Source organism: Ferrimonas aestuarii (assembly GCF_005116665.1).
GTDB classification, from domain to species: Bacteria; Pseudomonadota; Gammaproteobacteria; order Enterobacterales; family Shewanellaceae; genus Ferrimonas; species Ferrimonas aestuarii.
In genome coordinates this window covers 81,086-95,705 of sequence record NZ_SWCJ01000008.1, presented here as the reverse complement: position 1 = coordinate 95,705, position 14,620 = coordinate 81,086, and the positions used below count along the sequence as shown (strand labels likewise).

The window sequence follows — 14,620 nt, the reverse complement described above, 5'->3', positions numbered from 1 at the left end:
TAATTCGAACAATAAGGGGAGCATCATGCTCCCCTTCTCATTGGTAATTGTTACGTTGATACCATTAGAACTCTGGCTTAATCACCACCGCACGGTAGCCGGTAGCACCAAGGCGGTTGGAGTTAATGTCCATGTCCACCAACACCTCGTCGGTGCCGTATTTAAGCTCCACCAGATTGGATTTCACGATGCCCGCCCCTTCACTGTGCTTGAAGTTACCTAAACCGCCACCTACGCCAAACAGCATGGCCGAAGCCGAATACACCATCATGGAATCATGATCCTCTTGGTACTCCACAATGGAGGTCACCGGCGAATACCACTCCCAACCGCGCTCCTTACCATAATCCCAAACCTGCTCTACGGTCATCTTCTGCTCATCGATGCGGTATTCCACGGCGCGGCTGTATTTGTCTTTAGCAAACATCGGTTGACGATTATGACGTCCATCGCCATTGTCGAAGACCGACAGTGTGCCCTTAGGGGTCAAGTAAGCCGTGTGCTGGGTCCAGCTCCAATCAAACTCGCCTTGGCACTTCCCCTTAAAGCAACTTAGGGGTTGGCCATCCGCTCCGATGGGGGTAAGCAGCTTGTCCTGATAGTCCTCACTCCAGCCGCGGGGATCGGAGAGAATCCACTTAACCTGATTATCTCGGCCAATCTTAATCACCGCTGACTGATGTCTCGAACTGATGATGATGCTGTCGTCACTGGCGTCATAGTCAATGGAGTTTACGTGTGCCCAGTTCCGACCAGGACCAACACCAGGAATATCGCCGTAAGGCGCACTTGCCAGCTCGGCTTTGGTCATCTGTTTGCCGGCGTCTTTCAGATTAACGTTAAGGCATACCGCCCCCATATCCAGCGCCGAAAGGGTAACGTCTCGGTACGGATCAAGAATGGTGTTGAGATCCCAAACGTGCACCAAAGAGCCATCGGCGTCCACCTCAATGATGTGATCACGGATGGTGTTTACCAATTTCCCTTCTGGGGTGAGGTAGTCCTTCTTAGCCACCCGCATCAACTGATGGCCATTTGGCATCTGCTGTATTTCATGGGAGAAGTCGATGAAATTCCCTGGGAGTGGCCGCTTAAAGCTCAAACGACCCAAGAGATCCATCTTGTAGTAGCTCTGACCCTGACCAAAGATCAATTTGCCCCCATCCACCTGATGCAGCCCCATTAAGTAACCGGCCATATCATACTGTTTGGCATCGTGAATGCTTGGGTCTAGGTACCAACGGATTTCGCCCTGGGTATCGGTCACGAAGATTTGCGGGGTGCCATCCCACGCAAAGGCGCCCGGACCGGTGGGGTTGTTGTGCGCCAACTGGGCATCACCGCCCGTTGGGCCAGTAAAGTTCACCAGATAGAGGCGGTCTGCCATCTCTGGTGCACGTTGATTTACCTTAATTTCAGGCTGCGCCGCCCACTGACTGGCTCCAGCACTGCCAAAATCAACCTGATTGGCCCAGATCTCATAGGTATGGGTTTGGGCTTTGCCGCCTAATAGGTACTCCACCTTGACCCTATTGTTGTAGTTCGGATAGAGGCCAAACACCGGAACGCCACCGTAGTTGGCCAGAGTCCGCTCCTCCACCGGATAGGAGATATCGACCCCATGCTCACCCTTACCCTCTACCGTCACCTTAACCTGGGACAGAGAATGGCCGGCGTCTTTGATCACGGCCGTCAATGGTGCTAACCCAAAAGGGTTCATCTCAACCATGCCCAACGGACCAACCGCAATGGGCTTTAACCCCTCTAAAGAACCTGCCGATACCGGCATGGCTAACGCCGCCAGCAGTGGCAACCAGACTCGCTTGTGCATAGATAAACCTCAGCTGCAACCCCCAAACATTGGGGGCCATTTGCCTGCATTATGCATGGGGCTACCGATGGAGAAACGAGCGGGAATCACAGGCTGTGATCCGCCTCTTATCTCATTAGCGAATCGCTTATAATTTGTATTGCTGCCAGCGAAATAGGATAGAAAAACCTACTCAATGATTCGAGAACGTAGATGAAACCGATCGCCGAGATCCTCAACCCAGAGGCTGATGGCTTTTCCATTCCTAAGTAGCGTCAGTTCCGCAGCGCCCTGCTGATGCTTATGATGTTTCCAATCGTCCTGATTAAAGACCCGCTCACCGTTGATGGCAAGCAATTGATCACCCTGTTGGGGCTGAACCTCTGAGCTCACTGCTGCACTGGCCACGGCGTCAATAAATAGGGCGTTGGGTAGGCCTAACTGGGCCAACGCTTGGGAAACCAACACGTCATCCATGCCCCGCCGTGCACTTAGCCAGATCTCGTAGCGCTGAGGAAAAATAGAGCGATCCCGCCACCAACCGTCGGTCAGTGCCGCTCGTTGAAGATCCATATCTTCACGTTGAGCACGTTGTAACTGACTCACTGCCAACTCTAAGGCGGAACCATCATCGCTCGTTACTGGATGAGATGAAGAGCTTGGTTCAAGTTGATGGGGCTGACTTAAATTGGCGATACCAATCACCAACGCCTGAGCCAGTCGCCAGAGATTACTGCTTAGGGGCTCTACAGATAGATCCTGCGGTGCCAAGGGTGCACGAGAGGCAGAATACTCAACCTGAGGCAGTGGGGGTGTTTGCGAGGAGATACTGGGCTGCGAGCGCAGTAGGCTTGGCAGATTAAGAGAGATGGCGGCAATCAGCATCAATGCCAAAACCGACCACCACAAAGGGGAAACATCCTTATCGTTCCAAATCATAACCACTACCCCAAGTCACAATCTTTCAACTCAGGGTAGTGAGAGCCGCTTCACATTTCAATCAAAATACAAGCAAACCCTTTCGAACAACATTACGCATACGCTTTGCGGTTCTGCGCCGCATGGCCGTGATGCTGATCCAGCACTTCACTGATGCGCAGTTGGTAGTGGTGTATCAATCCTTTGAAGTGCTCGTCGTCATTGACTACCTGCTCAAGGTACAGGCGCCACGCCTCTAACTCCTCGCGACTTCGCCAGAAAGACAAGCTCATCAGCTTGTCTTGATCCAGCAGACTCTGGAATCGCTCTACCGAGACCAATCCAGATTGTTCGTTTATCAGCTCGAGAAGTCGACGCATCAAACCCAGTAACTGAGTTTTCCCGGTTGCTGAGGGGTAAACCTCTAATATTGCAACAAACATCGGCCCTCTCTATTCACCTATTTTGAACTAAGTTCTCTGGACTCCGCAGTTAATTGACACAACTTAACGATGGTCTTCACCGCGAATTCCATCCCCTCTAAGGTAATAAATTCGTGCTTACCATGGAAGTTATATCCGCCAGTAAAGATATTCGGACAAGGAAGGCCCATATAGGAGAGCACTGCACCATCAGTGCCACCTCGAATAGGTTTTATCTCTGGCTTAACCCCTACACTTTCCATGGCCTTTTGGGCAAGTTCGATAATGTGAGGGTGAGGTTCCACTTCGGTTTTCATGTTCCGATAGCCATCCTCCCACTCCAGTTGGCAGGGCACACCTTGTTCGGTAAACGCTTGAGCCTGCTTTTCTAGGTAGGCTTTACGGCGAGCAAGGGAATCCTGACAAAAATCGCGAACAATGTAGGAGAGACTGGCTTCGGCGGTGCCGCCAGAGATGTTGATTAGGTGGTAAAAACCCTCATAGCCTTCGGTGTGCTCTGGGGTTTCGCTCATGGGCATCTGTTGATGGAAACGGGTCGCTAAAGTTAGTGCATTTACCAGTTTTCCTTTCGCCGTACCTGGGTGCACCGAGTTACCAGTAAACGTGAGCTTCGCGCTGGCGGCGTTGAAGTTTTCAAACTCAAGCTCCCCAACCGGACCACCATCAATGGTGTAAGCCCACTGGGCACCAAAGGCCTCCACATCAAAAGCGTTGGCACCTCGGCCAATCTCTTCATCCGGCGTGAAGCCAATGCGAATGTCGCCATGGGGAATATCGGGATTTTGCTTGAGCACCATCATGGCAGTGATGATCTCGGCGATGCCCGCTTTGTTATCGGCTCCCAACAAGGTGGTGCCATCTGTGGTGATCAGGGTTTGGCCAATTAACTCGGACAGCACCGGGTACTGAGCTGGGTCCAGCTTATCGCCCACATCATTAAGCGTAATCACCTGCCCTTGATAATTGTCGAATCGCTGCGGTTTTACGTCTTTGCCGGATGCATCTGGCGCCGTATCCATATGAGCAATAAAGCCGATGGTGGGCACGTTAGGCGTATTACCGGGCAACGTGGCCATCACATAGCCATTGCTGTCTAGACTGACGTCGTCCATACCTAAGGTCTGTAACTCATCCGCCAAGGCTTCCGCCAAACGCAGCTGCCCTCGAGTGCTTGGGCAAGATTTACTGCTTGCATCCGACTGAGTATCAAAAGTGACGTAATGTAAAAAGCGATCCAACAACTTATCCATGTGGGTTCCCAAAACCAAAAAAATGCCAACGCTGCATTATTACGATGATGTTGGGAAACTCGTAGGATTTAAATCACAGTCTTTGAAACTGGATACTCAGGTCATTTCGAATCAGTATCCAGTCATTTCGATAAAGCCCTCTCCAGACAGGGTGCCCGTGGCGGTAACCGGCCCCTCCCAATAGGCAAACCGCAACTGATTTCGCTGATCGTCACTCAAGGTTCGAATCTCACCCGTCAGATTGTGCTCAGGCAAAGACAGTCCCCAACCCACGGGATAGTCACTGCCATCCAGATTAACCCTTTTTGTTATCTGCCAATCCACCGCGGCTTTGTCCAACTGTGTCACCTGGCCGTCAGCGGAGATAAGGCTTCCAGAGTAATAATCGGGCTGACCGCGCATGCGAAACAACATCAACGCCCGTCCATCATCCAGATGCAGCGACAACCAATCCCAGCCCTGATACTTCGAGTCCATTAGTCCACTTGACCACTCACGGTCTATCCAAGCCTGACCACTGATCGCCAATTCCCGGCCGGTATCTGGCTCTCGCCACCGCCCTTGAGCACGTAAATGAGGCAAGCTGTAATAGTGAGAGGCATTTTCTGGGTTTGGGGTTTTCTGACTGAAACCCTGTTTGCCATGAAGCACGATGGGACTATCACTCAGGGTCAAACTAAGGTTGCCAAGTTCACTGTTGGCTGTGAGCGCTAGGGGCAAAAATTCCTGTCCTACAGATGCCAGCTGCCAATCATCTAGCCATGCGGAAAACGGTTCAGGCACACCCCCTGCCTGACCACTGCCGCCTCGAGCCCAGCGCTCCAGCGCATGGTGTTTGCCATCAACCTCCATCGCCAAGTGCGCAAACCACAGTTGACCGTCGTCCCACTCGTTATCGCGGTTAGAGACTTTAGTTCGAAACAGCGTCCACTGCAGCGCGAGGTTATGGCCTTTATCGCTGTTTAAGTTGGCGGTCAGGTACCACCATTCCAACCCGTAGTCTGGATGAGCGCCGTGATCTTTTGGGAAACTGAGGCGATAGTCTGACGTTACCGGCCGTAAATTGAGCTCCCCAAGGCGCAGCTCATTGTCTCCTTGCAAGCCGGAGAACCAAGCGCCACTGTCGTCGTTACGGGCAAGCTCTTCGAACTGTGGCTGACATCCCGCCAGAAGCAGCGCCAATACTAACCAGATTACAGCTTGAAACTTCATGCGCCCTCCTTGAGCTGATTGGCGGTGGATTGGCGGCTAAGACGCCACAAAGGCCAGATGGCTGCCAAGGTGAGCGCCAGCATCAAACTGGTGATCAGTACGGGCCAATCCCCTATCAGTAGGTGAACCTCCATGGTCCAGCCAAACGCCACCCGATTCACCAAGTTCAGCAGCAGATAACCTAAGCTCACTCCAAGGGGCAGAGCCACAAATAAGGCACAACAGCAGATGATCAGCAGTTGGGTCAACTGAGCCAGCAGCAACTGTCCCCGGCTTATTCCCATGGACAACAGGGTGGCAAACTGGCCAAGGCGATGCTGCTCTAAGGAAGACAGTGACGCGAATAGCCCCACCGCGGCCACCACCAAGGTCAAAATGTTCAAGGCGACAGTCACCGAAAAGGTTTGCTGAAATAACTTGGTGGCGATGGCCCTGATCCCCTCGCGCGCAATCACTTGGGACTCAGGCAACCAGTTGAGCAGCGCCTCGTAATTTTGCTGACGAAACTCCGGTGCCACCACCAGACTGTAGCCACCGTAAGGCATCTCAACTTGCTGCGCTGACAGCCAGCTCGACAGGGTTTGCTCACTCACAAACGCCTGTCCCCTCAAGTTACCGTAATCAAAGTAAACGCCCACCAACCGACAGCGATGGGCGTTGCCGTTTATCGACAAGGTGAGAGACTGCCCGAGGCGAAGAGATTGCAACAACTCAGTGCGTTCATTGACCAAGCACCCTTGCTGAAACAGCCCCTGCTGCCAATCATCCTGTGCGACTTTCAAAGGTAGATGGTAGTAATGCTCAGCCTCATCTCCAAGGCTGGCGATGCTGCCCTCAACACCGGCGATGGTGGCTTTTTGATGGGCGAAAGGGCTAATGCGCTCAACCCCCTCCAGACTCGACAAACGCTCCATCCACAATGGGTGCTCTCCCGGGGTGGGCCGCAGATAGAGATCGGCATTAATACGCTGGTTCAGATACCCTCCCAGCGCCAACTCAAAACTGCCCACCACCATGCGCATGCCAATGGCAGCAGCCAGCGCCAACATGATCGCCACCATGGCCACGCTGATGGTGCGCTGCTGCTCCTCAAGATCGGAGATAAGCCAGCGGGCTAACGGGTGTTTTACTCGCACTCGTTTCAGCTTTTGACAACAAAATGCCAGCCAAGGCGGCGTGCACAGCGCGCCAACCAGCAGCACCAAAGCGCACAGAAGTAGCGCGGGCGTGGTGGAGCTTATCCATTGACTGGCCACGACCACCACGGCCATCACGACCATGGCACCAATAGCTAAGTGGCGATTGTTGAGTCGATTGCGACGATGATGCTCAGAAAGGCGCAGCTGCTTGGCCACCTTAGGGTCGAGCATCACGCTGGCCATCACCAGTGCAGAGGCTCCCAAAATCACCGCGGTTGCCAGCCACAATGGCGTCGCCCATCCCGACAGCGTCAAGCTCTGCTCGAAACCGTATATCGACGCAAGGGTATGGTTAATCTGCGGCATCCAGGCGATGGCCAACTGACTGCCAGCCAGGGCGCTAATGGGCACGGCGATAAGCGCCAACAGCGCCAGCTCAAGCAGCAGCGCCGCCCGAATCGCGGATTCCGATACCCCCAAACTTCGAAGCTGAGCAAAGAGCCCCTGACGCTGAATAAGGCTAAAGCGCAAGGCGTTGAACGCCAAAAACAACGATACCGCCAACGCCATTAACGCCAGTGCGCGTAGATTCAAATGAAACGATTCTGAAAGCTGGCCAAACTCCGTCGCCTCCCCTCGGGCCTGAAGGCGAGCCTCTGCTGGCAGCCCAGCAGCGATCTCAAGTCGACGTTCGAGACTCAGTTGCGGCAGAGTTAAGTAACTCACCCGCCGCTCGGCGCCGATAATGGGGGCCAAATCGGCAATGTCCATCATCAGCCAAGGGCCGAGATCGGCCAGCAGATTGACTTGGCCCAATAGCTGCCCTTGAGAAAGATAAATCAGCTGACCCTGCTCAAGCTGGTAGCGGCCCGAAAGGCCACTATCCAGCCACAGCTGTGGGTAATCGCTCCCTGCCTCAGGCAGCTCAAAAGCCAAGGTTTCCCGGCTGCTGAGTATGGCAACGGGATCGATTCCCCGCACCAACAATGGCCGCCCTTCATCATCCACCAACTTGGCATCGATAACCGGCTGCGCATCAATGCCTTGACGCCTTAACTCAACCCAAATGGATTGCGGCAACCAGCCTTCTCGCTGAGTGGGCATTACCTGCCAGCCCTGGCCACTTGCCGCCTGCTGTTCACTGTGTTGATAACGCTGTCGCGCCTCTTGATTGATGGTTTCAACCCCCACCATCAAGCTGGCGCCACACACTAAACCAAGCAGCAGAAACAACCCCTGCCACGGACGCCGCCAGTAGTGCGCGATCAGGGTTTGGGCGGTCAGTTTTAGCTCAATCATGGAGTTTGCCCTGCCGCAGGAACAGGCACTGATCCATCGCTTCGGCAACTTTCGGGCTGTGAGTCACCACAACTAGCGTCTGCTCAAACTGCTTGGATAGCTTCGCCAGCAGCGCCATCACCTCGGCGCTGTTTCCCTCGTCCAGATTACCGGTGGGCTCATCCGCCAGCACCAGCTTGGGCCGGTGAGCTAGGGCGCGAGCGATGGCCACCCGCTGCTGCTCGCCGCCGGACAGTTGATCAGGATAGTAGTCCAGTAACTCGGTTAACCCCAGTGGCGCAGCCAGTTCATTGAGCACCCAAGTTTCGTCATTGCAGCAATTTAACCGATGTTGGAATAAAATGTTGTCACGGACGGACAACGTCGGCAGCAGATTGAATTGTTGAAACACCAAACCGATGGATTTTCGATACTGACTAAGTTCAGCTTCCGACAGCCCCTCAAGAGGTTGCCCAGCCACTTTGAGGGAACCGGAATCAGGGCGTTCGAGCCCAGCAATCAGATGCAATAAGGTGGACTTGCCTGCCCCGCTGTCGCCCATAATGGCCAACTGGCGACCGCTGTGCAGTTGCAGCTGACAGTCTGATAGGATCTGCCGTCGCTGACGGCCTTCCCCACGAAATAGATTAATTCCCTGAATCTCTAACACTGGCGCCCCCAAACCACTTTCCATGTGCGTTATACGACTGGCAACGCTAGCTTAGATCATTTATCACACGCTTTGTTTGTGATTGATATCGACAACTAAGCCAAACGTTTACGCGATACGATCGTTTATACGCCTTTTCGCCTCAGAGTGTTAGTCGTATTGAGGGGATACGGCCATTGAGCTTGAGCCTGAAGAATAGACACCAAAGCTATCTGGATCGCAACCGCTCGATCTCGTCTTCCAGATTGCAAATCTTTTCCATGTACCCCGCCTCTTTTTCTCGATGCCGCTCCTCTTGGAGTAGCCTTGCTTGGCCCGCTTCCCCAAGCGCTCGGTTTAACGCTCGAATGGTCTTATTGGCACTGAATATTGGGAATTGGCATGCCCAGACACCGATGACCAATCCGTAAATTAAATGGCCAAATGGAACCTGTTCTTTCACGGCAATAAAAATAATGACATTTAATATTAGAAAGCTTAAAAATGGGATAAGAATACTACTTAATTTCAAGATTACCCCTTTGCATCAGCACTCAACCTCGTAAATAACAGGGCGTCGAATGACTTCCGTGAACACTAAACACTTCATATACAACTATTTTTTAAGGGCGAATCCATCGCGCCCGCCCCTTGACTATTTTGATATCACTACCCTTTCAATTATGTAATCGTTGGATTTATCCGATACATAATTCTCTGCACCCACCTTAGTCTTAAACTGCTTTATCAATGCTCCACATTTGACAACATTGAATATTTCACATTGACTCTCCTGCACCCTCTTTAGCATTTGCAATACATTATGGATAGTAATGGCTTTCACTCTTGATTCTATTTGACAGCTCTCGTTTCCCTCACTTATAGCCTTAGATTCCATATCTACAGAGCGGTCGTAACGATGGTGAAGCTGAGTAATCACTTCGTCCAAATCAGTTACCGGACTGTATCCAATCATATTCTGTTGTCTCACTTCTCCATGGTCTTTTCTATAGCTTCAAGCGCAGGATTAGCCCCACCTGAAGCGCTGACAACTATCTCAATGCACTCACTAAAATTTTTACGCTTTTAAGGGATGTAGCCCATTGACCGGCTGTATACCCAGCTAAATGTCGGGGATGCTTCGCACTGCAATCTGAGGCCAAAAAGAGGCTGCCAAGGGTGTTGAACTCTCCTTAACGGCTGCACACTCTTTAAATGTTGCATTCGATAATGACGGCCGCCAAGCCACTATTGAAGCTCTTTGACAGAAGCCACATTCGTCAAGGGGCTTTCAAATAATGGACTCGCGCTGCAAATATCAGTAATACATGCACCGACACTGAGGCAAAGCGTCTTCACAACGACACGCATGATAGACCATATAGACCCACTGTAAAGACAAAGCAGGTCAATTTGAGCCAAGCGAGCAAAACACAAACAATGAAAGTGGCAGGATACTTAGTATAAAGCTGTGCTTATGCTGCAAGAAGTGGTGATAATTGAAATATTAAATTATGGAATTCAGGTAGATAGACAAAAAAATGGCCCCTTAAGGGACCGTTTTCTCATTTGGCTCAATGATATTTAGCTCTTTAGCAACATGATGGATGAAAATCAGGGTATTACCTTTGTAGTTATACTTTTTGGCTACCGAACCGATGGCAACAACGTCAAATCGCTCCGGTTTGTCGTAAGCCCAACGCTTGAGCGTATTAACCGAAACCTGCGATAGCTCACTCATTTCGCTTAATGACTCTAGCCCATGGGATTTGGCTCGCTGGGCAGGCGTCATTCCCTCACTACTCATCTGTATTTATTCCTATTATTGACCTTTGCACCGCATGCATTATTCACAAGCAGATAGTCGATTCAATTGTTATTACAAGAAAAATCCATCCCCGTGAATTTCGGCTAGGCTCGCCCCCAGCATAACCCGTCTGACATCCCTTCCCGCTTTGATGAGATTTAGCCAGAACAATCGGTCAACCTCCCAGCAGACATGGATCAACGAGTGAAACCATAGTTAACCACATAAAATTGCAGTAGGGCACAAAAAACACCACCAATGGTTCAATCTAGTGTCTTTTTGAATCGCAATGACGCTACCAGCAGGCCTAACAAGGTGAAGGCCGTTAGCCACAGGGTATCCGGCCACATGGCCCCCAGATCCGCGCCTCGCAGCACCACGCCGCGAATGATGCGCATAAAGTGGGTCGCCGGCAGTGCTTCAGCAATCCATTGAGCTAGGTTAGGCATCGCCTCATAGGGAAACATAAAGCCGGAAAGCAGAATGGATGGTAACAACACAAATACCGTCATCTGCATCGCCTGCAACTGGGTGGAGGCGATGGTGGAGATCACCAAGCCTAAGGTCAAACTGGCAGCAATAAACAGCAGCGTACCGAAAAATATCTGCATCAAATCGCCATTAATGGGCACATCAAACACCGCCCAACCCAGTCCTAAGATAATCACTACCTGTATCAGTCCAATAAAGATGTAGGGAATGATCTTGGCAATCATCAGCTCCATGGAACGCACCGGCGTGGTGATCAGCAGCTCTAAGTTACCTCGTTCTCGCTCCCTCACGATGGCGGCGGAGGTAAACAGCACCATGGTCATGGTTAAAATCACCCCAAGTAGCCCTGGGACAATATTCACCGCCGAGCGACGCGACGGATTGTAGAAAAGCGCCACTTCGAAGGTATTCGGACCAGCCGCTTGATACGTAATGAGCTCCTTAAGCGGCATTTTTTGCAGCTGTAAAATGGCACTGCTGACCATGGTATCGGATCCATCCACCAGCCACTGCCCTAACTGACGCCCCTGAGCGGTTCTCTGAGCCAGATCCTTAGGCAACACCAAGGCTGCACGAACTTGACCTGCGGCAATCGCTTGCTCCGCTTCGGCTACGGTCGCCAACCGCTTGGTAACGGTCACCACTTGAGTGGCTTTTACTGACTCGGTAATTACCCTCCCTAGGGCCGTTTGGCTCTGATCCACCAGCGCCACCGGAATGCCTCGGACATCGGTATTGATGGCAAACCCAAATAGCAGCAGTTGAATCAGTGGGATCATCACCACCATTGCAAAAGTGATGCGATCGCGAGAGAGCTGCCTTAACTCCTTTACAACAATGGCCTTGATGCGAGTTAGGGTTTTCATTGGCGCCCCTCCCCAGTGCAGGTAACGAACACGTCTTCGAGGCTCGGGCGCACCTTCTCCAAAGTGGCCAGTTGTAATGACGGAAACTGCTGCTGCAACCAAGTGATGGGCTCGGCGACGCCATCATCTACCAATACTCGCAAGCGCACGCCAAGCTGGGCGGCACTTCGTACCTCATCAAGGGCAATCAGTTGCTCCTTGAGCTGACGAAGGTTGTCGGTTTGCACCTCAATCACGTTCACCCCCATGGTGTTCATCAAGGTCTCTGGTGAACCACTAGCGCGAACGACGCCAGATTCCATGATGGCCAGGCCGTGACAGCGCTCCGCCTCGTCCATGTAGTGGGTGGTCACCAAAATGGTGGTGCCCCCGTCACAGAGGTCGAACAGTTGCTCCCAAAATTCTCGTCGATTTTCTGGGTCTACGGCTGAGGTCGGCTCATCGAGAAACAGTAGATCTGGGCTATGCATGGTGGCCGCCGCCAAGCCTAAGCGCTGTTTCTGACCACCACTCATGCCACCGGCACGCTGTTTGCGAAGACGAGTTAATCCGAAGGTCTCAAGCTGTTCATCGATGCGCGCCGTCAGCGGTTTCGGCTCCATGGCGTAGATCAGGCCGATAAACTCCAAGTTCTCCTCCACCGTCAGATCGTCATAAAGGGAGAATTTCTGGGTCATGTAGCCGATCTTCAATCGCAGTGCCTCTGACTCCTTGGGGATCGCCATCCCCAACACCTCAATCTGCCCTTCGGAGGGGCTGAGCAGTCCAGTTAACATGCGGATGGTCGTCGACTTACCGCAGCCGTTAGGGCCAAGGAAACCATAGATGCTGCCCTTTGGCACCTCGAGATTAAGGCCATCTACCGCCTTAAAGTCCCCAAAGCGCTTCACCACACCATGGGCGCTGATGGCATGCTCAGTCATGGGGCATCTCCACCTGCACCGGCACACCGGAAGGCAGTGATTTGGCCTCCTCTCCCAACCAGATCTCCGCCAAATAGACCAACCTAGCCCTATCCTGCTCATTCAAGGCGTAATAGGGAGTGAAGGCTGGCTCGGTAGCAATCCAGCGAACCTTCCCCTTAAATCGCTGCGCGATGCCGTCAACTTGAACCCAAAGCTCGCTGCCTTTCGCCAACTGAACCCGATAGGGCTCAGGAACGTACACGCGAGCAAAGGGCGCCATGTCCGCTTGAATGGCCGCAACGATGCCATTTACCGGAACCCGCTCACCCACGTGATAGGGTAAGCTGTCGATGATGCCATCTCGTGTCGCGACCACGGTCAGGTCGGTGAGAATCTGCTGCTGCAACTTGAGCTCCGCTTTCGCAGCTTCAAGCGCGGCGCTGGCCTGATTAATGTCTTCAATTCGGCTGCCGCGGGTCAGCTTAGCTAAGGTTTCCGCCGCGCCATCGTGGGCGGCTTTGGCCCCATCGCGGCTGGCCTTGGCTCGGTCTAATTCCGCCTGACTGGCAAGCCCCTGAGCCACCAACGACTGAGTTCGTTTAAAGCTGCTTTGCGCCTCTTCCCAGGTGGCGTCGGCACTTTCCAAACCGGCTTTGGCGGCGGCGATGTCCTCTGGCCGTTCGCCGTTGGTGAGCTTAGCCAAATAGGCCTGCGCCTGGGCGACCTGAGCCTCAGCGCCAGCCACAACTGAGCGCTGTTTTAGGTCGTCCAGTTGCACCAGAACCTGCCCCGCTTTTACGAAGCTGCCCTCCGCCACCGGCCTTGCGCGCACAATCTGATTATCAGTGGCGGTCAGGGTGACTCGATCACGCTCTAGGGTGCCCAAAGCCAAGGAGGAGGTGGTGTCACTGCAACCGATAAGAGTCAGCAGTAAACAGAGGGGCAACAGGAGCTTCATAGATAAGATTCCACATAGATTCATCAATGAGTTTTAGTCTACGCGCCCCTATGAAATTAACCATTGGATTAATTATTTAGCATCAATAAATCGATGAATTTCTCTGAGACAACTTTGAAGATTTGCAGCTTTTACCTGCTCGCAGAAACCAAAAAACGCAGGGCTGACAGCCCTGCGCTTCTCAAAGAATAGGCGTTACTGGCTACCCAATTTAATTCTGCTTATCAAACCGGTAACCACCAAACTCTGCGCCCCATTTGCGATCGCCTTTATCGTCAAAGCCACGATCCCAGCTAATAAGGGTGTCTTTGGTCACCGTGGTTTGTGAGGTCGCGTAGCTGGCACCGCGAAGCTGACTCTTGCAGGCATCGCCATCGGTGGCTCCTTCGAAGCCCTGCTTCTCGCCATTCCAATGCAAGGTCAACGCACATCCAACTTTGGGCTGAACCTGCTCAAATGTCAGCTTTTTTAACAGCTCTGGCTGTTGCCAGCCGCCGATGTAATGACTGGCTGAGTCGATGGTGTATACCGCACTGATGATGCCACCTTCACCGTCTTCCGTTAATCGATACAAACGCTGACGATAGGGTTTATCTTGGCGCTCGAACAACGCCTGCTCCACATAGAGCCATTTGCCGTCAGTACGATCAGCCCAGATGGGCGACATGTGCAGCACCACATTTTTGTAGTAATCGTCATCGTTACTCTGCGCTTCCGAGCTAAACGAGCCCTGCATCCATTGGTAAAGCGTATCCATATTCTGAGCGTGCAACTGAGTTGGCAAGGTCATTGCCACTGCTAAAGCGAGCCATTGTCGTTTCATCATTTCATCCCCTTCTTTGAACCCTCAGCATACCAAGCTTACTTTCTAAGTCACTCATCTAAAGCAAAAA

The 14,620-nt window shown here is 52.4% G+C and carries 13 protein-coding genes; all 13 read right to left on the bottom strand.

From position 1 onward, the window contains the following. Nucleotides 1-64: 64 nt before the first annotated feature. The gene (locus FCL42_RS12100) at nt 65-1,831 is read right to left on the bottom strand and encodes an aryl-sulfate sulfotransferase (protein WP_136863683.1); all 1,767 of its coding nucleotides are present in this window, start codon (nt 1,829-1,831) and stop codon (nt 65-67) included. A gap of 168 nt (nt 1,832-1,999) precedes the next feature. Further along, nucleotides 2,000-2,749 carry a hypothetical protein gene (locus FCL42_RS12095; RefSeq protein WP_136863682.1) on the bottom strand — a complete coding sequence of 250 codons (750 nt, stop codon included), beginning with the start codon at nt 2,747-2,749 and terminating at the stop codon, nt 2,000-2,002. A 92-nt stretch (nt 2,750-2,841) separates the two neighbouring features. Then, complete coding sequence (locus FCL42_RS12090; RefSeq protein ID WP_136863681.1) at nt 2,842-3,171, bottom strand: antibiotic biosynthesis monooxygenase family protein; 330 nt, start codon at nt 3,169-3,171, stop codon at nt 2,842-2,844. 17 nt (nt 3,172-3,188) lie between these two features. After that, a complete protein-coding gene (gene pepT / locus FCL42_RS12085) occupies nt 3,189-4,421 on the bottom strand; it encodes a peptidase T (RefSeq protein WP_136863680.1) in 1,233 nt (410 codons plus the stop codon). Nucleotides 4,422-4,532: 111 nt separating this feature from the next. Then, nucleotides 4,533-5,633, bottom strand: coding sequence for a lipocalin-like domain-containing protein (locus FCL42_RS12080; RefSeq protein WP_136863679.1), 1,101 nt, complete (start codon nt 5,631-5,633; stop codon nt 4,533-4,535). Then, a complete protein-coding gene (locus FCL42_RS12075; RefSeq protein ID WP_136863678.1) occupies nt 5,630-8,071 on the bottom strand; it encodes an ABC transporter permease in 2,442 nt (813 codons plus the stop codon). The genes FCL42_RS12080 and FCL42_RS12075 overlap by 4 nt, the downstream gene beginning before the upstream one ends. Further along, entirely contained in the window at nt 8,064-8,720 is a 657-nt protein-coding gene (locus FCL42_RS12070) for an ABC transporter ATP-binding protein (RefSeq protein ID WP_229359853.1), read from the bottom strand. Before FCL42_RS12070 ends, FCL42_RS12075 begins: the two co-directional genes overlap by 8 nt. A 208-nt stretch (nt 8,721-8,928) precedes the next feature. Continuing rightward, nucleotides 8,929-9,231, bottom strand: a complete 303-nt coding sequence (locus FCL42_RS12065) for a hypothetical protein (RefSeq protein ID WP_136863676.1) — start codon at nt 9,229-9,231, stop codon at nt 8,929-8,931. 1,017 nt (nt 9,232-10,248) lie between these two features. Further along, nucleotides 10,249-10,506: a hypothetical protein gene (locus tag FCL42_RS12060; protein ID WP_136863675.1), complete on the bottom strand. Its 258-nt coding sequence runs from the start codon at nt 10,504-10,506 to the stop codon at nt 10,249-10,251. A 263-nt stretch (nt 10,507-10,769) separates the two neighbouring features. Further along, the gene (locus FCL42_RS12055; RefSeq protein WP_136863674.1) at nt 10,770-11,864 is read right to left on the bottom strand and encodes an ABC transporter permease; all 1,095 of its coding nucleotides are present in this window, start codon (nt 11,862-11,864) and stop codon (nt 10,770-10,772) included. Then, a complete protein-coding gene (locus FCL42_RS12050) occupies nt 11,861-12,787 on the bottom strand; it encodes an ABC transporter ATP-binding protein (RefSeq protein ID WP_136863673.1) in 927 nt (308 codons plus the stop codon). Before FCL42_RS12050 ends, FCL42_RS12055 begins: the two co-directional genes overlap by 4 nt. Then, a complete protein-coding gene (locus tag FCL42_RS12045; RefSeq protein ID WP_136863672.1) occupies nt 12,780-13,727 on the bottom strand; it encodes an HlyD family secretion protein in 948 nt (315 codons plus the stop codon). Before FCL42_RS12045 ends, FCL42_RS12050 begins: the two co-directional genes overlap by 8 nt. 211 nt (nt 13,728-13,938) lie before the next feature. Next, the gene (locus tag FCL42_RS12040; protein ID WP_136863671.1) at nt 13,939-14,553 is read right to left on the bottom strand and encodes a chromophore lyase CpcT/CpeT; all 615 of its coding nucleotides are present in this window, start codon (nt 14,551-14,553) and stop codon (nt 13,939-13,941) included. Between the last annotated feature and the right edge of the window lie 67 nt (nt 14,554-14,620).

Coding starts and splice junctions, on each gene's coding strand:
- FCL42_RS12100 (WP_136863683.1), bottom strand. CDS start 1,831: ATGCACAAGCGAGTCTGGTTGCCACTGCTGGCGGCGTTAGCCATGCCG.
- FCL42_RS12095 (WP_136863682.1), bottom strand. CDS start 2,749: ATGATTTGGAACGATAAGGATGTTTCCCCTTTGTGGTGGTCGGTTTTG.
- FCL42_RS12090 (WP_136863681.1), bottom strand. CDS start 3,171: ATGTTTGTTGCAATATTAGAGGTTTACCCCTCAGCAACCGGGAAAACT.
- pepT (WP_136863680.1), bottom strand. CDS start 4,421: ATGGATAAGTTGTTGGATCGCTTTTTACATTACGTCACTTTTGATACT.
- FCL42_RS12080 (WP_136863679.1), bottom strand. CDS start 5,633: ATGAAGTTTCAAGCTGTAATCTGGTTAGTATTGGCGCTGCTTCTGGCG.
- FCL42_RS12075 (WP_136863678.1), bottom strand. CDS start 8,071: ATGATTGAGCTAAAACTGACCGCCCAAACCCTGATCGCGCACTACTGG.
- FCL42_RS12060 (WP_136863675.1), bottom strand. CDS start 10,506: ATGAGTAGTGAGGGAATGACGCCTGCCCAGCGAGCCAAATCCCATGGG.
- FCL42_RS12055 (WP_136863674.1), bottom strand. CDS start 11,864: ATGAAAACCCTAACTCGCATCAAGGCCATTGTTGTAAAGGAGTTAAGG.
- FCL42_RS12050 (WP_136863673.1), bottom strand. CDS start 12,787: ATGACTGAGCATGCCATCAGCGCCCATGGTGTGGTGAAGCGCTTTGGG.
- FCL42_RS12045 (WP_136863672.1), bottom strand. CDS start 13,727: ATGAAGCTCCTGTTGCCCCTCTGTTTACTGCTGACTCTTATCGGTTGC.
- FCL42_RS12040 (WP_136863671.1), bottom strand. CDS start 14,553: ATGATGAAACGACAATGGCTCGCTTTAGCAGTGGCAATGACCTTGCCA.